A 24,506-nucleotide genomic window follows, 5' to 3' on the forward strand; every position below is an offset into this window, starting at 1 on the left:
ATTTTTAAAAGGATACAAATGAAATTTACAGGAACAAATGTATTAGTAACAGGTGCAAGCAAAGGTATTGGAGCACAAATTGCCAAAACTCTTGGTAGTTTTGGATTAAAAGTTTGGATTAATTACCGTTCTAGTGCAGATGCTGCGAACATAATCAAAGAAGAAATTGAAAGTGCTGGTGGAAGTGCTGCTATTATTAAAGCAGATGTTTCAATAGAAGAAGAATTTGTAGCTGCTATTAAAACAATTGTAGATGCAGATGGTCAAATTTCGTATTTAGTTAATAATGCTGGAATTACTAAAGATAAATTGGCATTAAGAATGTCTGTTAATGATTTTAATGATGTATTAAGTGCTAATTTAACGTCTACTTTTATTGGGTGTAAAGCGGCTTTAAAATTTATGGGTAAAAAAAGATTTGGTTCTATTGTAAATATTTCATCAATTATTGGAGAAATGGGAAATGCAGGTCAAACCAATTATGCCGCTTCAAAAGGTGGAGTTAATGCAATGACAAAATCATTTGCTAAAGAAGCTTCGGTGCGAAACTTAAGATACAACGCTGTAACTCCTGGTTTTATAATTTCTGACATGACTAAAGAATTAAGTGATGAAGTAAAAGATAATTATGAAAAAAATATTCCTCTTGGAAGAATGGGCGCTGCTAGCGAAGTTGCTGATGCAGTTGCGTTTTTATTAAGTGATCATTCTTCATATATAACGGGAGAGATATTAAAAGTTAATGGTGGATTATACGTATAATTCAAAAGCAAAGAAGATTTAAAATCTTTTTTGATATAATACTAAGATAATTTTTTAAAAGGAACAAAAAATGGCATTATTAGATGATGTAAAAGAAGTAGTAGTTGAGCAATTAGATTGTGAAGCAGCAGAAGTTAAAGAAGATTCAAAGTTCATCGAAGATTTAGGTGCAGATTCACTAGATGTAGTTGAATTAGTTATGGCTTTAGAAGAAAAGTTTGATATTGAAATTCCAGATGAAGATGCAGAAGGTATTTTAACTGTTCAAGATGCGATTTCTTACATCGAAAACCACCAATAGACCATAATAATATTAATACATTCTAAATAAAAAATCACTTTGTGGTTTTTTATTTAAAGTATTGAGTCTTTAATGGAAGATTAAATACTTTAAATAAACATAAATTATAATACGGAGTTAAATATATGAAAAGAGTTGTTGTAACTGGATTAGGTACTATAAACTGTATAGGACATAATGTAGAGGATTCATTTAATGCAGTTGTTAATGGAGTAAGTGGAATAGATACTATTACACTTTTTGATGCGGAAGCATTTTCTGTTAAAATTGCGGGAGAAGTAAAAGACTTTGATCCAACAACAATTATGGATAAAAAAGACGTTAAAAAAGCCGATCGTTTTATTCAATTGGGATTAAAAGCCGCACAAGAAGCAATGAATGACTGTGGATTAGTAGATGAGAATGGTAAAGTATCAGATGAGGATGCAAACAGATTTGGAATGATTTCTGCTTCTGGAATTGGTGGTTTAGGTACTATTGAAAAAAATTCTATTGCTTTAAATACAAAAGGACCTAGACGGGTTTCTCCTTTTTTCATTCCTTCATCATTGGTTAATATGTTAGGTGGATTTATTTCAATTTCTCATAATTTAAAAGGCCCTTCTTTATCTCATGTTACTGCTTGTGCTGCTTCTACTCATGCAATTGCAGATGCTTGTAAAACAATTATGTTAAATGGTGCTGATCGTATTTTAGTTGTTGGAGCTGAAAGTGCAATATGTGGAGTAGGAATTGCTGGTTTTGCTGCAATGAAAGCTTTATCTACTAGAAATGATGATCCAAAAACTGCTTCAAGACCTTTTGATAAAGACAGAGATGGTTTTGTTATGGGAGAAGGTGCAGGAGCACTGGTACTAGAAACACTTGAATCTGCGGAAGCAAGAGGTGCTAAAATCTATGCTGAAGTAATTGGTTTTGGAGAAAGTGCTGATGCAAATCATATTACTTCTCCTGTAATGGACGGCCCACTAAGAGCAATGCAAGCTGCATTTGATATGGCAGAACATCTTACAGGTGAAAAACCAAAGATTGATTATGTTAATGCTCATGGAACGTCCACTCCTGTTGGAGATGTAAATGAATCTGCTGCTTTAGTTGCAATCTTTGGAGGGGCTGATAATTGTCCTCCTGTTTCTTCAACAAAAGGACAAATTGGTCATTGTTTAGGAGCAGCTGGAGCTATTGAGGCTATTTTTGCTATAAAAGCAATGAACGAAGGTGTAATTCCACCTACTATTAACATAGAAAATCAAGATGAGAATTGTCCTTTAGATTATGTAGCAAATAAATCAATAAAAGCTGATTTAAATATAGTAATGAGTAATAACTTTGGTTTTGGTGGAACAAATGGTTCTATCATCTTAAGAAAATACAGTAAATAACTAGAACGTTTAAGGGCTTTGCCCTTAATGAAAAGGAAACGCTTGGCGACTTATTTAGCATTTGAAGAAAAAATAAAAAGTATAGAAGAAGATATTATTCTTGCGAGAACAAAAGCAGATGATCCCGCAGTAGATATCTTAAAAAACAAACTTGAAAAAGAAGTAAAAAAAACCTTTTCTAACTTAAGCGATTACCAAAAACTACAACTTGCACGACATGCAGATAGACCTTATACAATGGATTATATTAAAGGTTTAATGACAGATTCTTATGAAATTCATGGAGACCGACATTTTGATGATGACAGTGCTTTAGTATGTTTTTTAGGTTATATTGGCGAAGAAAAAGTAATGGTTATTGGAGAGCAAAAAGGTAGAGGGACTAAAGACAAATTAAGAAGAAATTTTGGAATGCCCTCTCCTGAAGGTTATAGAAAAGCATTAAGAGCTGCTAAAATGGCAGAAAAATTTGGTATCCCTATTTTAATGTTAGTAGATACTCCAGGTGCTTTTCCAGGCCTGGGAGCAGAAGAGCGAAATCAAAGTGAAGCAATTGCTAGAAACTTATATGAGTTTTCTGATTTAAATACTATTACTATTTCTGTAGTTATTGGAGAAGGTGGTTCGGGAGGAGCATTAGCAATTTCTATTGCAGATAAACTAGCAATGATGCAATACTCAATTTATGCCGTTATTTCACCAGAAGGCTGTGCAGCTATTTTATGGAATGATCCAGCACAAGCAGAAACTGCTGCAAATGCTTTAAAAATTACAGCCTCTTCTTTAAAAGAGTTGAATTTAATTGATGATATTATAGAAGAGCCATTAATTGGAGCGCACAGAAAAAAAGATGAAGCAATAAAAGCTTTAGGTGATTATTTTCTTAATACTTTAAATGAGATTAGAAAATTAACACCTGAACAACGGTATAAAAAAAGATATGAAAAACTTGTGAATTTAGGTTCTTTTGAAGAGTAATATTTTATAAAGTAAGGAAATCTTCCTTACTTTTAAGACTAATTTATTTATTTCCTACTAATTTTCCAACATACTCACCTGCTAATAAATGAAAATGTAAATGATGTACTTCTTGTCCACCATGATCACCAATATTAGTGATTATTCTATAACCAGAGTCTTTAATCTCCAAGTTTGATGCCAGTTTTTGAATAAATTCTGTCATATCAGCCATTACTTTTGGAGGCATAACATCAAAAGAAGAAATATGCTCTTTTGGAATTATTAAAGCATGAATTTTTGAAGCAGCATTAATGTCTTCAAACGCTAAAAAATCTTCATTTTCTAATAACGTTTTATTTGGAATTTCGCCTTTTACTATCTTACAAAATATACACATAATCGTCCTTGTTATTATTAAAAATCAATTATAACCAAACTCTAATAAATTCTTAAGTATAATCCTCAAACTATAAAAATAAATGACATGTAAAATGGAGACAGATTGAAAGAGTGGTTAGAAAAAATTAAAACTTCATCATCTTTAGATGGGTTAGAAACGTTAAGAGTTGATATACTTGGGAAAAAAGGTGTATTAACAAAAGAATTTGCAAAACTTAAAGACATTCCAAATCAAGAAAAAAAAGCTTTTGCTCAAGATCTTAATACTAAAAAAGTATCAATTAACCAAGCAATTGATGATCAAAAAATAATACTTGAAAAAGATGCTTTAAATAAACAATTGCAAAGTGAAAAGATTGATGTTTCAAAATTTAACAATGATTTATCTTGTGCAGCGTTACATCCTGTAAACTTTACAATGGACAGAGTGATTTCTTATTTTCAAAATCTTAACTTTTCTGTAGAAGAAGGTCCTTTAGTAGAAGATGATTTTCATAACTTTGAAAGTTTAAATCTTCCTAAGTACCATCCTGCAAGAGATATGCAAGATACTTTTTACAATAAAGATTATTCACTTTTAAGAACACATACTTCTCCTGTTCAAATTAGAACCATGTTAAAACAAAAACCACCCATACGAATGATAGCACCTGGAACTGTGTTTAGAAGAGACTTTGACATTACTCACACTCCTATGTTTCATCAAATTGAAGGTTTGGTTGTAGATTCAAGCGATAAAATTTCTTTTGCAAATTTAAAACATGTTATGGAAGAATTTTTACACAATATGTTTGGAGATGTAGAAGTTAGATTTAGACCCTCTTTTTTTCCTTTTACAGAACCATCTGCTGAAGTTGATATTTCTTGTGTTTTCTGTGAAGCAAAAGGATGTAGAGTTTGTTCACAAACAGGATGGATTGAAATTCTAGGATGTGGAATAGTGGATGAAAATGTATTTAAATCAGTAGGTTATGAAAACGTATCTGGTTATGCATTTGGTTTGGGAATCGAACGAATGGCAATGCTTATCCATAACATTGGAGATTTACGATCACTGTTTGAAGGTGACTTAAGACTATTAGGACAATATAAATGATTATTTCAAGAACATGGTTACAAGAATTTGTTGATATCTCTCAAGTTTCTACTGAAGATATTTGTGCAACATTAAATTCTATTGGTTTAGAAGTTGATTCTACAAGTAAAAACAGAATTCCAGAAGGTGTTGTAATTGGAAAAGTTACCCAAAAGATAAAACATCCTGATGCAGATAAATTAAATATTTGTCAAGTTGATGTAGGAGATCAAAGCGTACAAATTGTTTGTGGAGCAAAAAATGTTGCCCAAGGTCAATATGTACCAGTAGCTATGGTTGGTTGTAATTTAGGGGATGATTTTAAAATTAAAAAAGCCAAACTTAGAGGAGTTGAATCAAATGGAATGATTTGTTCGTCAAGTGAAATTGGTTTGACAAAACTTAATAATGGTATCTTAGAATTAGATGATTCTATTGGCAAGCTTATTTTAGGAAAAGAATTAAATGAATACAAACTATTAAATGATGACATTATTGAAATAGAATTAACTGCCAATAGAGGAGATTGTTTAAGTATCCACGGAGTAGCAAGGGAACTTGCAGCTTACTACAATTTAAAAACCTATGAATTTGAGAAAAAATTAAACTACAATGATTCAGGAATTGGACAAAGCCTGGAAATAGAATGTGATTCAAAAATGGACGCATCGCTTATTTTTAAAGCCATTGATTTTTCTGATTTTAAATTACCAATTATGCACAAACTTCGTCTTGCATTATTAAATAAATATGAAAATAATGACATACAAGATGCTATTAATTATGCCATTCATACCAATGGTGTTTTATTAAATGCTTATGCTAAAAATCAAACAGATAAATGCAATGATTTATCTGTTTTACATATTAAAAAAGATGAAAACAATTTTGATTGTGTTTATGGAAAAGAAAAATTAAGTACTATTTGTATTTCACATGAAAAAGTATCGCAAGAAGACACAGAATATATCTTAGAAGCTTCCTACATAAACCCAGAATTATTGGCTAAAAACGTATTTGAAAAGAAAATTAAAACGGGTGATGTTTATTATAAAAGTTCAAGAGGAAGCGAACCTGATATTTCTTATGGTATTGATTATTTTACAACACTTGTATCTTCTTTTGGTGCTTTAATTCATAAAGGAAGTGAAATATTTGTTGATGACAAACAAAAACTTGCTTTAGATGTTAGTGTTAAAAAAGTAAACTCAATAATTGGACAAGTTACAAAAAAAGCAAAAATAGAATCTATTTTATCTTCTTTAGGTTTTGAAGTAAGAGAAGGTATTGATAATGTTCTTGGAGTAAAAGTACCCTTATACAGACATGATATTAAAAATATTGCTGATGTAACAGAAGAAATTGTAAGAATTATTGGAATTGATAATATTAAAGCAAAACCTTTAAGCATAGAAGAAGTAAACAGAACAAATAAAACATCACAAGCGTACGAAAAGAAGAATATTATAAGACAAAGATCGGTTTCAAATGGTTTTTATGAGACCTTGACTTATGTATTTACCAATAAAGATATTTTAGAGAAATATCATTTTCCTGTAGTAGAGGAAAGCTTGGATATTTTAAACCCTATTGTAAAAGAGTTAAATACCTATAGAACTTCTTTGCTTCCTAATTTAATTGAATCTCTTGGATTAAATGTAAAACATGGATTTAAATCCATTGCATTTTTTGAGATTGGTACTGTATTTAATGAAAAACGTGAAGAAAGTTCTAAAATCGCTTTTGTTTTTTCAGGTGAAAAAGAACAAGAACAATTATCAAATGCAGGAAAACCTCAAAACATTAACTTTTTTGAGTTTGCTAAAAAAGTATTAAATTGTATTGGTACTTTTGAAATAGTAAAAAATGAAGATAATGAAAAATTAAATGATTTTATTCACCCTTTTCAAAATGGTGATATTGTAATAAACAATAAAAAAGTAGGTTATATCTCTAAACTTCATCCAAGTGTAGCACGTGATTATTCATTAAATGATACCTTTATTGCAGAACTTGATTTTACTGCTATTAAAAATAATTTAGTAAAATCTCAAACATATTCTAAATTTCAAGCCTCTAAAAAAGATTTATCTCTTATAGTTCCTAGAGATTTAGAATATGCAAAAATTAAAAAATGTATTATTAATTTAAAAAATGAAAATATTCAACAATTTAATTTAATTGATATTTATTCTGATGATAAATTAGGAGAATTTGATTCTCTTACTATTCGTTTTGTTTTACAAAACTTTAATAAAACAATGGAAGAAGAAGATATTACATCCACAATGGATGCACTGGTTAAAACATTAAATGAAGAATTAAGTATTACACTAAGGTAAGAAATGGAAAGTATAAATATTGAAGCAGTAAAACAAAGTTTTAACAAAACAATTGACACAATAGCAAGTGATAAATCTATTTCACACAGATGTGCAATGTTTTCAATTTTTTCGAATAAAACAAGTAAAATTAAAAATTTTTTAACAGCAGAAGATACACTTAATTCCTTAAGTATTATTGAGCAATTAGGTGCAAGTGTAAAAAGAGACGGTTCTTACATTGAAATTACTCCTAATGAGAATTTCATTGAACCAGAAGAAATTTTGGACTGTGGTAATGCTGGTACAGGAATGCGTTTATTTACGGGTTTATTGTCTTCAATGAATGGTGCTTTTGTTTTAAGTGGAGATAAATATTTAAACAACAGGCCAATGAACCGTGTGGTTAAACCTTTACGTAGTATTGGAGCAAATATTGATGGACGTGAGAATGGAAACAAAGCGCCTTTATTTATAAGAGGTGGAACATTAAAAGCGTTTACCTATACTTCTCCCATTGATTCAGCTCAAATAAAATCTGCAATGATTTTAGCTGCTTTAAAAGCAGATGGCATTTGTAAATATAAAGAAAACGAATTAACAAGAGACCATACAGAGAGAATGCTTAAAGGGATGGGAGCTGATATTTTTACAGATGAAGAAGGTTTTATTAATATAAGCCCCTTAAAAGGAAAACTTAAACCTCTAGAAATTACTGTTCCAACGGATCCCTCCTCTGCCTTCTTTTTTGCAGTGGCAGCTGCAATTACTCCTAATGCAAAAGTTGTATTAAAGAATGTAACCTTAAATCCTACACGAATAGAAGCCTATAAAATTCTTGAGAAAATGGGTGCAAAAATAGAGTTTATATTGAAAGAAAATAAATATGAACCTATGGGAGATATTGTAGTAGAACAGAGTGAATTAAAGCCTGTTCATATTAAAGACAATATTCCTTGGTTAATAGATGAATTACCTGCTCTTGCTATTGCTATGGCTTGTGCTAAAGGAATATCTAAAGTTTCTAATGCAAAAGAGTTAAGAGTAAAAGAAAGTGACAGAATAGCTTCTGTTGTAAATAACCTTAAACTGTGCAATATAAACTTCAATGAGTTTGATGATGGTTACGAAATAATAGGTGGAAACTTACAAAAAGCAAGTATCGATTCACATGGAGATCATAGAATTGCCATGAGTTTTGCAATTGCAGGACTTAAGTGTGGTATGGAAATTAAAGACATAGAATGTATTCAAACCTCCTTTCCTAATTTTTTTGATATCTTAGATGATTTAAGGAAAACATAATGAAAGTAGAACTAGCGGCTTCTTATGGTTTTTGTTTTGGTGTAAAAAGAGCCATTGAAATCGCAGAGAAACATAAAAATGCTGCAACAATGGGACCTTTAATACATAATCAAAATGAAATCGATCGTTTACAAAATGATTATAATGTAGGTTTATATGAAAAACTAGAAGATGTAAAAGACAATCAAACCATAATTATTAGAACCCATGGAATTCCTAAAAATGATTTGAAGTTTTTAAGAGCTAAAGATACAAAAGTAATTAATGCAACCTGCCCTTTTGTAACAACGCCTCAACAAATTGTTAAAAAGATGTCTAAAGAAGGGTATTCCATTTTAATTTTTGGAGACAGTAATCATCCAGAAGTTAAGGGTGTACAGTCTTATGGTGAAGACCAAGAGGATGTTCATATTGTAATCAATCCAAAAGAGATAGATAGCATTAAATTTAAACACGATAAAGTTGCAACCATTGCGCAAACAACAAAAAAGAAAGAAAAATATCTTGAAATTGTAAACGCGCTTATTTTAAAAAACAAAGAAGTAAGAGTATTTAATACTATTTGTGATGCAACGCTTGAAAATCAAGATGCAGCAAAAGAACTGTCTCAAAAAGTTGACATTATGATAGTAATTGGTGGAAAAAACTCGTCCAATACCAAACAACTTCATTCCATTTGTATTGAGAACTGCAAAGACTCGTATTTAATCGAAAACGAGAAAGATTTAAAACCCCAATGGTTCAATAATAAAAGTAACTGTGGACTTACTGCAGGTGCTTCAACACCTGATTGGGTAATACAAGCTGTACAGAAATATATAGAAAAAATATAGGGCAAGTATTAAGGGAAACTTAGATATAATCTTCGCATTTAATAAATACGGTAAATACGAAGGAATAATATGGGTATTGATGACATTGATTTAGGCGAAGAGTTCGATTTTGAGCAAATGCTTAACGAGTCTTTTGAAAATACAGAGAATAACTCTGTAGTAACAGGTGTGGTTGTAGAAATCGAAGGTGACAGAGTTTTAGTAGACGTTGGTCAAAAGATCGAAGGTCAACTTTATGTTTCTGAAATCACAGTTAATGGTGAATTAAAGTTTAATAAGGGTGATGATATCCCTGTTATGCTTTTAGGTGTAAGAGGTGAAAGACCTTCTATTTCTTACAGAAAAGTACTTCAAAAAGAAAAATTTGATGCATTTATCGCTGAACACGGTGAAGATGTTGAAGGTATTGTAATTGAGGGTAAAATTATTTCTGTAAAAAACAGAGGTGGATTTGTACTTGAAGATGAGAATGGTTGTGAATATTTCATGCCTATGGCTCAGTCTTACTTAAAAGCAATTGGTGCTGTTGGTAAAAAAATTAAAGCGAAAGTTTTAAAAGTAAATGCAGCACAAAATTCAATTATTGTTTCTAGAAAAAAATTAATTGAAGATTCTAAAGCTGAAAAAGATTCTAAAGTTGCAATCATAATTGAAAAAGGTGAACCAGTTAATGGAATCATCAAAAAAATTACATCTTACGGTATGTTTATTGATTTAGACGGTATTGATGGATTGGTTAACTATAACGAGATTTCTTATAAAGGTCCTGTTAATCCTGCAAATTATTATGATGAAGGTGATGAAGTTACTGTTGCTATTCTTTCATATGAAAAAACAAAACAACATTTATCATTATCAATCAAAGCAGCACTTCCAAACCCTTGGGAAGAAATTAGAGACGAATTAGAAGTAGGTGATACTATTACTGTTACTGTTTCTAACTTTGAATCTTATGGTGCATTTGTTGATTTAGGAAATGATATTGAAGGTTTATTACATATTTCTGAAATTTCATGGAATAAAAACTTAAAAAACCCAAAAGACATTCTTACTTTAGGTGAAGAAATTAATGTTGAAGTAATTGAACTTGAAATTGATAAAAAAAGATTAAGAGTATCATTAAAAACATTACAAGAAAAACCTTTTGCTAAATTCAAAAAAGAAAATAAAACAGGTGACATTGTTACTGGTAAAATTGCAACATTAACTGAATTTGGTGCTTTTGTTACTATTGGTGAAGTTGATGGTTTATTACACAATGAAGAAGCTTCTTGGGAATCAAATGCTAAATGTAAATTAATTTACAAAAAAGGCGATGATGTTGAAGTTAAAATCATTAAAATTGATTCTGACAAAGAAAATATTTCTTTATCTGTTAAAGAAATTTCTGAATCACCTGCACAAGCATTCCAAGCAGCTAATAAAGTTGGAGACATTATTAAAGGGCAAATTAAAGACTTAAAAGACTTTGGTTTATTCATTAAAATTGAAGATAACTTAGATGGTCTTGTACGAACTGAAGACTTTGGACCTTTAGCTGAAGAACCAGAAGCATTAGAAATTGGTAAAGAAATTGAAGCAGTAATTGTGAATATTGATACTAAAAGAAATAGAGTTAGATTATCTATTAAAAGATTAGAGCAACAACAACAAAGAGAATTATTAAAAGAAGTAAATGATACTTCATCTATGACTTTAGGTGATTTATTAAAAGACCAAATGAAATAAGGATTTACATAATATGACTAAGCATACAATTGTAGTTTGTGACCATATCCATGAAGATGGATTAAATATTTTACAAAATACGCAAGACATAAATTACGTTTACGCGGCCGATATTGATAAAACTGCTTTATTAGATGTAGTTAAAGATGCTGATGTCGTAATTACGAGATCCTCAACAGATGTAGATGAAAGATTTCTTTCATCTGCAACAAATTTAAAAGCTCTTATTAGAGCTGGTGTTGGTTATGATAATGTAGATATGGATGGTTGTAGTAAAAGAGGAATCATCGCTATGAACGTTCCTACAGCTAATACAATTGCAGCAGTTGAACTTACTATGACTCATTTACTTTCTTGTATGAGAAAAATGCCTTATGCACACTCTCAATTAAAAGATCAAAGAATCTGGAAAAGAGAAGACTGGTATGGTAGAGAATTATTTGGTAAAAAATTAGGTGTTATTGGTTTTGGTAACATAGGTCACAGAGTTGCACTTAGAGCTAAATCTTTTGAAATGGACGTAATAACGTTTGATCCATATGTTCCTTCGACAAAAGCAACAGATTTAGGGATTAAGTATGCATCCTCTTTTGAAGAAATTCTTGACTGTGATATTATTACTATACATACACCAAAAAATAAAGAAACTCTAAATATAATAGGCGAAGAAGAAATAGCAAGAATGAAAGATGGTGTGGTTTTAATTAACTGTGCTAGAGGTGGTTTATATAATGAAGATGCATTGTATAACAACCTTAAATCTGGAAAAATTTCTATGGCAGGAATAGATGTATTTATTAAAGAACCTGCTACTTCAAACAAATTATTAGATTTAGACAATATTATAGTAACTGCACATTTAGGTGCAAATACAAAAGAATCACAAAAACAAATTTCAATTCAAGCGGCACAAAATGCTATTGAAGCAGCACGTGGAATTGCTTATCCAAATGCTTTAAATTTACCAATTGATGAGAGTAAAATTCCTAATTTTGTTAAACCATATATTGAATTAACTCAAAAAATGGCTTTTTTATTAGCACAAAGTGATAAAGCGGCAATACGTTCAATTACTATTTCTGCTCAAGGTGATATTAAAGAGTATTTAGATTCTTTAACTACTTTTGCAACAGTAGGAGCATTAAGTGTTAGTGCTGAGAATGATGTTAATTATGTAAATGCTTCTTTTATTGCAAAAGAAAAAAACATAACATTTGAAGAAACAGAAGTTCTAAGCTCTACTGGTTATTCTAATAGAGTTAAAATTACTATTACTACCGAAAATGGTATTAATACTATTTCTGGTACTGTTTTTGATAATGATGTTCTTAGAATTGTTGAATTTAATGGTTTTACTTTTGATATCGAACCTAAGGGAAATATGATTCTAATTAGAAATTCTGATGTACCTGGTGTTATTGGGGAAGTTGGAAGATTATTAGGTGATAATGGTGTTAATATTGCAGACTTTAGACTGGCACGTGGAAAAGAGTGTGCTTTAGCTGTAATCTTAGTCGATTCAAAAATAGATCATACCGTATTAAAAAAATTAGAAAACATAGAAGCTGCTATTAGCGTTTCTTATGTAGAAATCTAAGGAGAAATAATGGCAATAGGAATGAGTGAATTAAAAAAAGGTATGAAAATCGAATTCGATGGAACACCTTATAAAATTACAGATTATCAACATGTAAAACCTGGAAAAGGTGCTGCTTTTGTAAGATGTAAAATCAAATCATTTTTAAATGGAAAAGTAATTGAAAAAACTTTCCATGCTGGTGATAAGTGTGAAAAACCTGATTTAGAACAAAAAGTTATGCAATTTTTGTATGATGATGGTGAAATGTTGCAATTCATGGACACTAAAACTTATGACCAAATTGGTTTAACGTATTCCCAAGTTGGTGATACTGAAAAATGGATTATAGATGGAATGAATGTAGATATGTTATTCTTTAATGGTGTAGCTATTACAGTTGAACCACCTGCTACAGTTGAACTAATTATTACTGAAACTCCTCCTAACTTTAAAGGGGATTCTCAAGGTGGTAAAAAACCTGCAACCTTAGAATCAGGAGCTGTTGTACAAATTCCTTTTCATTTAATTGAAGGTGATAAAATTAAAGTAGACACCAAAACAGGTGACTATGTAGAAAAAGTAAAATAAAATAAAAAGGCAAAACTATATCGTGTAAATACTGCGATATAGCTGCTTTTCTTTCTTTCACCTACAAATGTAGGCTTTTCAATAAAAACAAAATATCTTATTTACCCAATATTTTTTATCTTTTTTTAAATTTAACTGTATTAAAATTCTTCAAATGCTTTAATTCTTAAACACTAATTTACATTATTCAAATAATTTATTATTAATAAAATATTGTTATACTTTATATATGAATAATTAATAAGTTAAGCTACTCCAATAAGCTAAATAGGATAAGCTCTTTCTTTCAGTATTTACACAAAGGAAATACATGAATGATTATCTCTCTACTCGCATTAAAAATATATCTGAATCTCTCACTCTCTCTTTAGTAGCAAAAACACTTGAATTAAAAAAAAGGAATAAACCTGTTATTTCTCTAGCAATCGGTGAACCTGATTGGTCTTGTTTAGAATGTGCTAAAAATGCAGCAATTACAGCTATAAATGCTAATAAAATAAAATATACATCAGCAAATGGAATGCTTGAGTTAAGAAGAGAAATTTCCAATAGATTTGAAGAATTATATGGTATTTATTATAATATGGATGAAATAACAGCTGGAAGTGGAGCAAAATACATACTTACTTCTGTTTTTCAAACTCTTTTAAATGAAAAAGATGAAGTAATTTTATTGGCACCTTATTGGTTGAGTTATCCTGATATGATTGAATTAACAGGTGCAAAATGTAAAATAATTAAAAATGATTCTTTTAAAATAAGCCCTGATGATTTAAAGAATGCAATAAATAAAAAAACAAAAATCTTATTATTAAACTCTCCTTCTAATCCAAGTGGAATTATGTATTCAAAAGATGAACTTTTATTATTGGCCCAAGAGTTAAGAAAACATGAACAAATAATAATTGTATCGGATGAAATATACAATGAAATTATTTTTGATAAAGATTTATCTCTTGCACACAATCTTGTTTCACTTGCACCTGATTTAAAAAATAGAATTGTATGTATTAATGGTGCATCTAAAACGTATGCGATGACGGGATATAGAATTGGTTGGGCCTTGGGTCCCAAAAAAATTATTAATAAAATGACTGCGTATCAAAGTCAAACAACAGGTTCTGCATCTCAAGTATCACAAATAGCTTGTATTGCAGCATTAAAAGACAAATCTTCTTATATTAAAGATCTTAATCTTACACTTTTAAAGAAAAAAATTCTTGTATGTTTAACTATAGAAAAAATAAAAAACCTAGATTATATAAATCCAGATGGAGCTTTTTATATATTTTTGAATATTAAAAATTTTTTCAATCTTAGCTATAAAGGTAAAATAATTAGTAATTCAGAGGATTTTGCAAATATTTTACTTAATGAGTTTTATGTAGTTACACTAGCTGGCTCTTATTTTGGAACAGAGGGATACTTAAGAATTACACTGGCTACGTCAACAAAACAAATATTAGAAGGTTTAGAAAGATTGGAAAATTTTGTTAATACTCTAAAGCATGTTAATTGACTGTATAAATATTTTTTAATAAAAGATATAAAGATTCTAATAATAATTTATACGATGGTTTACAGTAAATTTCTGATGAATTTTTGAGAGTAGTAATAAAAGAGTATATTTAAAGAGTTAATCTTTTTAAATATACTATTTTTTCTTTTCCAATGTAGTTTTCATGTACTACTTTGAAATTTTGTTCAATTGCAATAGCATTTAGACCTGTTCTCATTTTGGGAGAGATGATTAATACTAGATAATCAATTCTTTCTTTTAGTACTTCAAGGAGCGTATAAGTACCTTCAAACATAATGAATTTATAATCCAGAAGTTTAAATAAATCATCACTTATTATTACTTTTCTATTGGGAATTTTAAATAAAGGAATGTTTGTATCAAAGACTTTGTTTTTTGAATAAATAAATACATCAGGTGCTCGTCCTGCAATATATCTGGCATCAAGTGTAGGTTTATCAATCCTTACAGTATTTCCACCAATGGCTAAAAGATCAATTTTTTCTCTTAATGCATGAACATAAGCCAAAGCTTGGTTTCCTGATATTTTTCCTGAAACAGTACCATTTAATGTTTGTGCCATTTTAAAAAAAATGAAATTGCTTTTACTCCATTTTAAAAATGGGTATAGAAGCTCATAGGCCTCTTTTTTCATACAACCTAGATCAATATCTATATTATCTGCTTTAAGAGTGTCTATCCCCTTAGCTGCTTCTTTATTCATATCCTCATGGGCAATAATCACTCTCTTTAACTTTAATTCTTTTATTAAGTTTGCACAAGAAGGTGTTTTTCCTATATGATTACAAGGTTCCAGCGTTACATAAATTTCACAATCTTTAAAAAAACCCTTATGATTTTTAATTAAATATTCATGAATTTTGAAAGGATCATGCATTGTTTTTAAAACATCATTTTTGTGTATTTTTAAATATGCAGCTTTTAAAGCATTTACTTCGGCATGTGCTTGGCCAGCACTTTTGTGTGCTTCAATGCTTAATATTGCCCCATTTTTAACTACCACTGATCCAACTGCTGGATTAGGATAGGTTAATAATTGATATTTCCACGCTTCATCAAGTGCTAACTTCATATAAAAATTATCATCAATTTTCATTTTTTTCCTTTAAAAAATGTAAAAAAAAAGGAAGCTGAATATTCAACTTCCTTTTTTATGTTTTACTTATATTCTACCATTCAAAATAAGTAGCTGCTGAAAGAATAGAATCATAATCTAAGGTTTCTTCACCAAATTCAGTTTTAATAACAATATTATCATTATTAGCACTTAATAATTCGCCTCTGAAAACTTCAGTTGCAATATTTTTAACTTTAATTTTTTCACCAACTGAACCTAAATAATGATGAGGATATTTAAGTTTTCGCTCAATACCAGGAGAGCTTACTTCTAATATATAATCCCCATTTAAAGGCTCATTTAAATCCAAAATAGGAGAAATCAATCTTGAGATTTCAGCACATTTATCTAAGTTAATACCGCCCTTTGCAGTAACTAAAACTCTGTAAATATTCCTATTATGTTCTTTAGCTGTAACAATATCATACAACATTGCATCACAACCTTCGACAGTTATTCTAATTGATTCTTCTAAATTCACGATTCACTCTTTTTATTTTTAATTTGAGAAAATAAAGCTTCTATATTAAGACTTTTTTCTAATCCTGTATCTGCTTTAAATTTAAAGTCTGGACATTTATACCAGCCTGTTGAATTTAAACAATAAGACTTAATTGCGCCAGATGCTTTTATAAGAAGTTTATTCAAAACCTGATGCTCAGGTTTTGAAAAGTCACTTCCATCATAATAAACAATAGCATCATATTTACCATTTTTACAGTTAACTGCTGTAATAGATAAAGAATTAATTCTGGTATCATTTAATGTAGCTAATGCCTCAGGTATTAGCTCCATTAATAAAGATTCTGTTCGTTGTAAGTTTACGCTTTTCAAATATTATCCTAGTCGTCTATACTAACTTTTTCTTCAATTTCAATGAATGTTTCAATGAAATCTCCGACTTTAATGTCATTAAAGTTTTCAAATATAATACCACATTCGTAACCATTTGATACTTCTTTAACATCGTCTTTAAATCGTTTAAGCGATTTAATTTTACCAGTATATGTAATAACACCATCTCTAATGATTCGTGCTAATCCACCTTTAATTACTTTACCATCAGTTACAACTGTTCCTGCAACTGTTCCTATTTTAGGAACAACAAAAGTATCTCTAACTTCTGCTTGACCAGTATTTTCTTCTCTAATAATAGCTGACATCATACCAGATAATGCAGCTTTAACATCGTCAATTAAATCATAAATAATAGTATAAGTATTAATAGTTACACCATCCGCTTTAGCTTTAGCTTTAACAGAACCAGTAGGTCTTACATTAAATCCTAAGATAATACAACCCTCAGATGCATTTGCTAATACTAAATCTGAATCAGTAATCCCACCAACAGCAGCATGTAAAACTTTCACTTTTACTTCATCATTTCTAATTTTTTCTAATGAACCTTTTATTGCTTCCAATGATCCTGAAACATCTGTTTTAATGATTACTGGTAATTGTTTAATTTTACCTTCAGCAATTAATCCTGACATTTCTTCTAAAGTAACTTTAGTAGATTTAGACAATTCTTTAGCACGTGCATGCTCAGCTCTAGTAGTTGCGATATCTTTTGCTTCTTTATCCGAATCTTGTGCAACCATAACAGCACCAGCAACTGGAACCATATTTAAACCTAAAACATTTCCAGTTTCACTTAGTCCTAATTCTTTTACAGGTTTTCCAGCATCGTTAGTTAAAGCTTTTACTCTACCGTAAGTAGTATCACAAACAATATTGTCACCTACTCTTAATGTACCATTTTGAACTATAATAGTTGCAACGGGACCTCTTCCTTTTTCAATAGTAGCTTCAACAACAGCAGCTTTTGCTTTACCAGTAGGATCTGCTTGTAATTCTAGAATTTCTGCTTGAATTAAAATATTTTCTAATAAATCATCAATTCCTTTACCTGTTAGTGCAGAAACTCCAATAAATTCAACATCTCCACCCCAATCAGCAGGTGTTAAATCTTTTTCTGCCATTTGAGCTTTAACCATATCCATATTAGCAGCTTCTTTATCCATTTTGTTAACAGCAACTATAATAGGACAACCACTTGCTTTAGCATGTGAAATTACTTCTTCAGTTTGAGGTTTAACCCCATCATCAGCAGCAACAACAATTACAATAATATCAGTAATGGCTGCTCCTCTAGCTCTCATAGCTGAGAAAGCAGCATGTCCTGGAGTATCAACAAAAGTAATTTTTTCATTATTTTGTGTAATTGTATAAGCCGTAATATGTTGAGTAATACCACCTGCTTCAGAAGCAGCAACTTTTGCAGATCTGATTTTATCCAATAAAGATGTTTTACCATGATCAACATGACCCATTATAGTAACCACTGGTGGTCTTGTTACAAAGTTTGTTGCATCAATTTCTTCTGCATAATCTTCAATATAATTTACATCTTCTAATGCATCTTTAACAGTAACTTCAATACCAAATTCTTCACCAAGTATTTCTAATTCGTCTTGTTTTAAAAAGTCATTTTTAGTAACTAACATTCCTAAACCAAATAAAACAGTAATAACTTCAGAAGCGGATTTTCCACAAGCTTCAGCAAATTCGTAAACTCTTACATCTTCAGGAATAGTAACAGCTGTAATATCTTCAATTATTTCTTCTCTTGTATATCTTTTTTTACGTTTACCACGTCTTAAACCTCTAGGTCTGTTACCAAAAGCAGAAGGTCTTGTAGTTCTTAGTTGTTGTGCTTGTTGTTGTTTTTTTCTTTCATCTTCAAATAATTTTGAAGTATCAGATAAATCCATATCTAATAAAACAACTTCTTCACCTAATAATGAAGAAGTAGAATTATTAAATTCATTAGCATGATTTTGATTGTTATTGATATGCATAACTTTACCATGCTCATGAGCTTTTGCACTAACTCTCTTTTTTTCTTTTCTTACTCTTTGAGCTTGTGCTACTTTATTATCATCTGAATTATTTCCAAGTATTTCACTTAAAGATTTCATTTGTTTTTTTGATGAAGAGAAGTTATTAAATACTTCTTCTTTTACAACAGGTGCTGGTTTTGCTTTTTTAACAATTTTTAAACCTCTACGTTTTGGAACAATTCTTCTTGAATCAGAGGCATTCTTTACAGGTTCACTTACAACTGGTTTAGCTGTAACTTCAACTTTAACTTCAACTTTTGCCTCAGTGTGTTCAACTTTTGCAACTTCTGTTTCAGTTTTAGGACTTTCGTCTTTTTTAACTTCTGATGTTTTTTCTTCTGTTGTAGAAACTTCAGTTTTTTCTTCTTCTTTTTTTTCTACGATTTTCATTGCTCTTTTAACAGGTACTTTTTTCTCTTCTACTTTTTGTGGTAGTTTTGAACTTTTACCCGTCATTATATAATTTGCAATTTCTTCCGCATCTGCATATGAAACTGCGCTCTGAGGTGATTTTAGTTCAATCCCTAAATCTTTTGCTTTCGTAATAACATCATTGCTACTAGCTCCAGCCTCTTCAGCTATTTCATAAACTCTTACTTTTTCTGACATGCGTTAATATCTCCTTAAGTTGTACAAGGTACTCATCTTTATTTTTACACTCTCTAAAAAGTGATTTTTCTAGTTTTTTTATACTTTTTAGATTTTTTGTTTCATCTGTAACATCGAAACATACATCTAAGCATTGGTTACAAATATAAAAACTTCTGCCATAGTTATTGTATGGTACAAGTTTTTTATTTTCACACCTTAGCCTTAATAAATCAACTTTTTCAAGTTTACTTCTACAGACAATACACGTTCTTAAACACTTTTTTAAATTTGCCAATCATTATATCCAAATATTACTTAATTCAATACGGCTTAGTTTTCTATAGCTAAACCAGTATTGTCAAAACCAGAAATAAACACTTTAAAATGTGGAAATTTCTTTCTTAAAGCCGTTTCTATTCTTTTCGCATCACCTGCATGAGTAATTGAAAATAAAGTAGATCCAGAACCAGAAAGCGTTGACATTAAAGCACCTGTTTTTAATGCAACTTTTTGTACTTCAAAAAGTTCGGGCATTAATTTCATTCTGTATTGTTGATGAAAAGTATCTAAAGATGCTGTTCTTAACATATCCCAATTTTCACTCATAAAAGCAGCCGTTAATAAAGACGAATGTGAAATATTAAAGGTTGCATCTTCTTTTGAATATTTATAAGGAAGGGCTTTTCTTGAAAGATTTGTAGACATTGGTCTTGAAGGAACAACAATTACAGCAGATAAATTTTTTGGTAAATCTTTTTTAATGTATTGAACTTCATTGTCTTTTACTGTTGCTACACAAAAACCACCCATAACGGCTGGTGTAATATTATCAGGATGTGCTTCATAAGAAAGAGCCATATTCAAAAGTTTGTCTTTACTTAATTCAAGTCCTTCAATAGCATAAGCAGAAGCAATTGCAGAAACAATTACAGCAGAGGAAGACCCAAGTCCACGAGATAGTGGAATTTGGTTTTCAAATTCAAATCTAAAATGTTTTCTTCTTTGTGTCAAATTAAAATAAAAATCATTAAAAATGGAAACAAACATATTATTGTCTTTTAACATTGGGTTTTTTGAACCCTCACCTTTTAGTGAAACAGAATGAAACTTAGCTGGTTTTATGATAACTTGGTTTTTTAACTTAATTGCTAAACCTAAAGTATCAAAGCCAGGGCCTAAGTTTGCAGATGTTGCTGGTACCGTTATTCTCAATTATCTTCCTTTATACTGCTGGTAAATTATATATGGGCAAAGTATTTTTACTAAATAATTTTGTATTTAATACTTTTGGTAATAAAAATTGCGCAATTGTACACTCTTTATGCAAAAAGTCTGTAATAATTTCATTATTTTTATAAAAAAAGTATTTTTTCCCTAAAGCTTTTATGGGTGAGTTCTCATTAAAATGAAAACCAAAACTCGCAAAAAACTCAATATCTTTAACAATACAAAGTGTTTTTAAAAAAACATAAGCAACTTTTATAGCCATATAAGAACCAGGAGAATTAACATAATATATTTCATTAATATCATATTTTTTGAAAATTGATTTTAAGGAAGAAGGTAAAATATCAGAACTTTTACCTTCCTCATCATAGGTCTTAATTAAATTATAGTTTTCATATAAACCAATTTGTATTGGTTTTGCTATTGAAATAACGAATACTTGATACAAAACTACTCTTTATTATTAGATGTTGCATAAGCAAGTTCAAAAACACGGCTTTCTTCTTGCGCAAGTTCTAAATCAATTATTTCATAAGCACTTTTATCTGCTAAAAGTTTTTTGGTTAATAAATGATTTAAGTGATGAGATCCTGCATGTGCAGTATATTCACCAATAATTGTATATTCTAATAAACTCATGTCCCCAATAGCATCCAAGATTTTATGTCTTACAAATTCATCGTGGTATCTTAGACCTTCTGGATTAATTACTTTATTATCATCAATAGCTATCACATTATCCAAAGAAACACCTTGGGCAAGACCTACTGCTTGAAGGGATTGTAAATCATGTAAAAAACCAAAAGTTCTTGCTCTTGAAATATTCTCTTTATATTCTTCAAGCGAATAATCCAATCTGTAGGCTTGTTTTCCAATAACAGGATGTTCAAAATCAATAGAAAAATCATAAATAATATGAGAAGAAGGTTTTAAACATACTCTTTTACCTTCAGGTGTTGTAACTTCTACTTCTTTTTTTATCTTAATTACTTTTTTTGAAACATCCAGTTCTTTAATACCTGCTTCATCTAATAACATACAGTACCCAGAAGAGCTTCCATCAAGTGCAGGCATTTCATCATTATCTACAATAATTCTTAAATTATCAATTCCATAAGCATAAATTGCTGATAATAAGTGTTCAATGGTGGAAATTACAACACCTTCTTTTCCGATAACCGTTGCCATTTTTGTATCCACAACATTTTCTACTTTTAAAGGAATAGAAACACCTTTATCGCTGCGATAAAATACAATTCCCATATCTGCATCTAATGGTTCTAGAATCATTTTTACGGCAACACCTTTGTGTAAACCAATTCCTACTATTTCTACTTTTCGCCCTATTGTTCTTTGTCTCATTTATTATTTATCACTTTCTTTGCTTCATCAATTACATCAAAAATTCTACTTTTCATCCAAGTTTTGTCCATCCACTCTAAAGGATTAACTTCAATACCTTGAACTAAAACTCCAAAATGTAAATGATCACCTAATACAGCACCTGTGGTTCCTGTATTAGCTATTTGCTCACCTGCTTGGATATAATCACCTACATTAACATTTGTAGCACTTGTATGTGCATATAAGGTTTGTAAACCTAAAATATGGTCAATTATAACAGTATTTCCGTAAATTCCTAAATAATCATTAAAAATCACGCGTCCAGGATTTGATATTTTAATAGGAGCTCTTTTATATGAAGCCCAATCCATACCTAAATGCCAAGCTTCATCAATTTTTTGCCCATCCAAATAATAATGCCGTCTGTTTGCAAAACCTGCAGCAGTTGCTGAGTTTTTTAAGCGTTTAAATGCTTTTAACTCTATTTTAGAAATCATTTCTTTATTCATATATTTTCTAGAAACATCTTCAATGCTTTTTACATTGCTAGCTCTTAAAATATTATTACCTTCTACAAAAATTTCTTCTAAAGAACTTGGAACATTATAAGAACTCGTTTCTAATACATTTACCGTTACATTTTTAATAAAAGAGGAAGAAATATTTATCTTTGAATCTTTCATTTTTAATTTTCTTATATATAGAGGAATTTTTGTTTTTACAAGATTATTTGCTTTATCACTTGCAACTAATGTAACTTTTGTAAATTCTTTTACATCTACAGGCCAAGCAATTAAAGCTATATAATATCCTTCTTTATAAAAAGGAATTAATTCAAAACGTTTTTGATTTGAAAAAGAGATATAAGCATCTTTTAAATTTTCATCATTAACTTGGGCAATAACAATAGCAGAACCACCTCTTCTAATGGCATAAGAATTTGAAATAATATTAACCTGAGGTCTTTTTTTATCAATATTAACAGTAAACTCTTTAATACTTTTATTTCCCTCTAAAAAATTCCATTTAGAATCATCAATGGCTTCAACTAAAATTTTTACAACTTTTCCTTTAAAAAACATATCTAAAGCAGGAGGTGCGATTTTTAGATTTAATATTTTTTCAGGATTTTGCAATACTTTATTAAAAAGTACAATTTCATTGTCTTTGTCTTTATAAGTAACTTTATAAAATTTAATACCACTTTCATCTTTTAATTGTAAATCTAAAGAGTCTTTTAAATTCCAATAAATTCCATCTTTAAAAGTAATTGTAGGTACTTTTTTTTCAAAAGTAGGAGAAATATAAATAAATACACCTGCACATACTGCTGCTATTGTTATTAAATAAAATACAACTTTTCCAAATCCACTTTTATTATTTCTCACTTATTTCCTTTAATACTAATTCTTTTGCTTTATATATATCAAGTGTATCTATTGCACAACCTGCTGCATTAAAATGGCCACCACCACCAAATATTGCTGCTATTTTAGAAACATCAATATTATCTTTTGAACGAAGAGAAACTCTAACTTTTTCATTTACTATTCTAAAATATACTGCAATTTTAACTATACTCATAGAAAAAATCATATCAAGTGCTACTTCTGTTTCATGATATACAGCACCCGTTTGTTTAAACCATAAAGGTAAAGCGTAAATACTAGCGACTTCTCCTTCTTCATGTAATTCCAAAGAATCAAATATTTTTGGCAAAATTCTATATTTTGCCAAAGAATCTCGTCTTATTAATAAAGAAGCAATTAATGAGGGATCTGCCCCACATTTAACTAAAAAGTTAATTTTTTCATAAGTACCTTCATCACACCTAGAAGAAGTAAATGCCAATGAATCTTCATAAATACCTACATACAATGCACTTGCCGTATTTTTTGTAATATATAAACCATTAAATTTAAAAAAGTCATATACCACTTCTGCTGTAGAAGATTTATTCTCATCTACTAAATTTACTGTTCCAAAACCATCATTGGATTTATGATGGTCAAAATTAATTAAAGGAATATCCTTAGGTATTGGTATTCCCAAACGTGATCTTGCCCCACAATCCACAGAAATCATCAAATCAAAGGTTTTTGGTAATTCTTGAACAATTTTATCAAAACGATGCAAAAAATCAAGCCTTGAAGGAATATCTGCTGTTCGTACATTAAATACTTTATGATTGATTTTATTTTCACTAAAATAAGAAGATAAAGCTAAAGCAGATGAAATAGTATCAGCGTCTGGATTAATATGACTTACAATAACTATATATCGTGCTTTTGAAATCAAAGAAAGTGCTTCTGCAAAAAACGAACTATCAAGTTTATTGTTCAGTATAAAATCTTTTTTCAAAATAAGTCCTTATTCCTAATGTAATTTCACCATTAAAATAATTTTCGTAATTATAGCAGAGTTCTAATAACAATTAATTAATAAAAAAGAATTCTAACAATCATAGTAAAATAGAGGGAGAAATTATTGAATTTTTTTTCTAATCAAGGATGAGTTAGAATTTTTCCCGCAGTGTACATTAGTACATGAG

General features: G+C 29.8%; 23 protein-coding genes. 12 read left to right on the forward strand and 11 right to left on the reverse strand.

Going from position 1 to position 24,506, the window contains the following annotated elements:
* Positions 1 to 18 precede the first annotated feature (18 nt).
* From fabG to accA, 4 genes are all read left to right on the forward strand, one after another.
* Positions 19 to 762: a 3-oxoacyl-ACP reductase FabG gene (fabG, locus tag HRT41_05810; GenBank protein NQY23527.1), complete on the forward strand. Its 744-nt coding sequence runs from the start codon at positions 19 to 21 to the stop codon at positions 760 to 762.
* Positions 763 to 832: 70 nt separating this feature from the next.
* The gene (gene acpP, locus HRT41_05815) at positions 833 to 1,063 is read left to right on the forward strand and encodes an acyl carrier protein (protein NQY23528.1); all 231 of its coding nucleotides are present in this window, start codon (positions 833 to 835) and stop codon (positions 1,061 to 1,063) included.
* A 125-nt stretch (positions 1,064 to 1,188) separates the two neighbouring features.
* Entirely contained in the window at positions 1,189 to 2,445 is a 1,257-nt protein-coding gene (locus HRT41_05820) for a beta-ketoacyl-ACP synthase II (protein NQY23529.1), read from the forward strand.
* A 42-nt stretch (positions 2,446 to 2,487) separates the two neighbouring features.
* Complete coding sequence (accA, locus tag HRT41_05825) at positions 2,488 to 3,423, forward strand: acetyl-CoA carboxylase carboxyl transferase subunit alpha (protein ID NQY23530.1); 936 nt, start codon at positions 2,488 to 2,490, stop codon at positions 3,421 to 3,423.
* 43 nt (positions 3,424 to 3,466) lie between these two features.
* On the opposite strand, the gene HRT41_05830 is transcribed toward accA, so the two are convergent.
* Entirely contained in the window at positions 3,467 to 3,802 is a 336-nt protein-coding gene (locus HRT41_05830) for a histidine triad nucleotide-binding protein (GenBank protein ID NQY23531.1), read from the reverse strand.
* Between the two features lie 105 nt (positions 3,803 to 3,907).
* Between HRT41_05830 and pheS the strand changes: the two genes are divergently transcribed.
* The 8 genes from pheS to HRT41_05870 all read left to right on the forward strand — a co-directional run bounded on the left by pheS (position 3,908) and on the right by HRT41_05870 (position 14,752).
* A complete protein-coding gene (gene pheS, locus HRT41_05835) occupies positions 3,908 to 4,900 on the forward strand; it encodes a phenylalanine--tRNA ligase subunit alpha (GenBank protein NQY23532.1) in 993 nt (330 codons plus the stop codon).
* A complete protein-coding gene (locus tag HRT41_05840; GenBank protein NQY23533.1) occupies positions 4,897 to 7,221 on the forward strand; it encodes a phenylalanine--tRNA ligase subunit beta in 2,325 nt (774 codons plus the stop codon). Before pheS ends, HRT41_05840 begins: the two co-directional genes overlap by 4 nt.
* Positions 7,222 to 7,224: 3 nt before the next feature.
* On the forward strand, positions 7,225 to 8,505 hold the full coding sequence (aroA, locus tag HRT41_05845) for a 3-phosphoshikimate 1-carboxyvinyltransferase (GenBank protein ID NQY23534.1): 1,281 nt from the start codon (positions 7,225 to 7,227) through the stop codon (positions 8,503 to 8,505).
* Positions 8,505 to 9,338 carry a 4-hydroxy-3-methylbut-2-enyl diphosphate reductase gene (locus HRT41_05850; protein ID NQY23535.1) on the forward strand — a complete coding sequence of 278 codons (834 nt, stop codon included), beginning with the start codon at positions 8,505 to 8,507 and terminating at the stop codon, positions 9,336 to 9,338. Before aroA ends, HRT41_05850 begins: the two co-directional genes overlap by 1 nt.
* Positions 9,339 to 9,407: 69 nt before the next feature.
* Positions 9,408 to 11,066 carry a 30S ribosomal protein S1 gene (locus HRT41_05855; GenBank protein NQY23536.1) on the forward strand — a complete coding sequence of 553 codons (1,659 nt, stop codon included), beginning with the start codon at positions 9,408 to 9,410 and terminating at the stop codon, positions 11,064 to 11,066.
* A gap of 13 nt (positions 11,067 to 11,079) precedes the next feature.
* A complete protein-coding gene (locus tag HRT41_05860) occupies positions 11,080 to 12,663 on the forward strand; it encodes a phosphoglycerate dehydrogenase (GenBank protein ID NQY23537.1) in 1,584 nt (527 codons plus the stop codon).
* A gap of 6 nt (positions 12,664 to 12,669) precedes the next feature.
* Positions 12,670 to 13,233 (forward strand): elongation factor P, encoded by a 564-nt coding sequence (efp, locus tag HRT41_05865; protein NQY23538.1) that lies wholly within the window; start codon positions 12,670 to 12,672, stop codon positions 13,231 to 13,233.
* A 310-nt stretch (positions 13,234 to 13,543) separates the two neighbouring features.
* Positions 13,544 to 14,752 (forward strand): pyridoxal phosphate-dependent aminotransferase, encoded by a 1,209-nt coding sequence (locus HRT41_05870; GenBank protein ID NQY23539.1) that lies wholly within the window; start codon positions 13,544 to 13,546, stop codon positions 14,750 to 14,752.
* Between the two features lie 109 nt (positions 14,753 to 14,861).
* On the opposite strand, the gene ribD is transcribed toward HRT41_05870, so the two are convergent.
* The 10 genes from ribD to HRT41_05920 form a co-directional block, all read right to left on the reverse strand.
* Positions 14,862 to 15,869: a bifunctional diaminohydroxyphosphoribosylaminopyrimidine deaminase/5-amino-6-(5-phosphoribosylamino)uracil reductase RibD gene (gene ribD, locus HRT41_05875; GenBank protein ID NQY23540.1), complete on the reverse strand. Its 1,008-nt coding sequence runs from the start codon at positions 15,867 to 15,869 to the stop codon at positions 14,862 to 14,864.
* 73 nt (positions 15,870 to 15,942) lie between these two features.
* A complete protein-coding gene (rimP, locus tag HRT41_05880) occupies positions 15,943 to 16,371 on the reverse strand; it encodes a ribosome maturation factor RimP (GenBank protein ID NQY23541.1) in 429 nt (142 codons plus the stop codon).
* Positions 16,368 to 16,724: a 30S ribosome-binding factor RbfA gene (gene rbfA / locus HRT41_05885; protein ID NQY23542.1), complete on the reverse strand. Its 357-nt coding sequence runs from the start codon at positions 16,722 to 16,724 to the stop codon at positions 16,368 to 16,370. The genes rimP and rbfA overlap by 4 nt, the downstream gene beginning before the upstream one ends.
* An 8-nt stretch (positions 16,725 to 16,732) precedes the next feature.
* Positions 16,733 to 19,402 carry a translation initiation factor IF-2 gene (gene infB / locus HRT41_05890; GenBank protein ID NQY23543.1) on the reverse strand — a complete coding sequence of 890 codons (2,670 nt, stop codon included), beginning with the start codon at positions 19,400 to 19,402 and terminating at the stop codon, positions 16,733 to 16,735.
* Positions 19,377 to 19,679 carry a DUF448 domain-containing protein gene (locus HRT41_05895; GenBank protein NQY23544.1) on the reverse strand — a complete coding sequence of 101 codons (303 nt, stop codon included), beginning with the start codon at positions 19,677 to 19,679 and terminating at the stop codon, positions 19,377 to 19,379. Before HRT41_05895 ends, infB begins: the two co-directional genes overlap by 26 nt.
* 35 nt (positions 19,680 to 19,714) lie before the next feature.
* A complete protein-coding gene (locus HRT41_05900; GenBank protein NQY23545.1) occupies positions 19,715 to 20,596 on the reverse strand; it encodes a homoserine kinase in 882 nt (293 codons plus the stop codon).
* Between the two features lie 10 nt (positions 20,597 to 20,606).
* The gene (locus tag HRT41_05905; protein ID NQY23546.1) at positions 20,607 to 21,059 is read right to left on the reverse strand and encodes a hypothetical protein; all 453 of its coding nucleotides are present in this window, start codon (positions 21,057 to 21,059) and stop codon (positions 20,607 to 20,609) included.
* 2 nt (positions 21,060 to 21,061) lie between these two features.
* Complete coding sequence (locus tag HRT41_05910; GenBank protein NQY23547.1) at positions 21,062 to 21,973, reverse strand: UDP-3-O-acyl-N-acetylglucosamine deacetylase; 912 nt, start codon at positions 21,971 to 21,973, stop codon at positions 21,062 to 21,064.
* Complete coding sequence (locus HRT41_05915; GenBank protein NQY23548.1) at positions 21,970 to 23,343, reverse strand: M23 family metallopeptidase; 1,374 nt, start codon at positions 23,341 to 23,343, stop codon at positions 21,970 to 21,972. Before HRT41_05915 ends, HRT41_05910 begins: the two co-directional genes overlap by 4 nt.
* A complete protein-coding gene (locus HRT41_05920) occupies positions 23,333 to 24,316 on the reverse strand; it encodes a bifunctional oligoribonuclease/PAP phosphatase NrnA (protein ID NQY23549.1) in 984 nt (327 codons plus the stop codon). Before HRT41_05920 ends, HRT41_05915 begins: the two co-directional genes overlap by 11 nt.
* Between the last annotated feature and the right edge of the window lie 190 nt (positions 24,317 to 24,506).

Source organism: Campylobacteraceae bacterium, from assembly GCA_013215945.1.
Classification (GTDB): domain Bacteria; phylum Campylobacterota; class Campylobacteria; order Campylobacterales; family Arcobacteraceae; genus NORP36.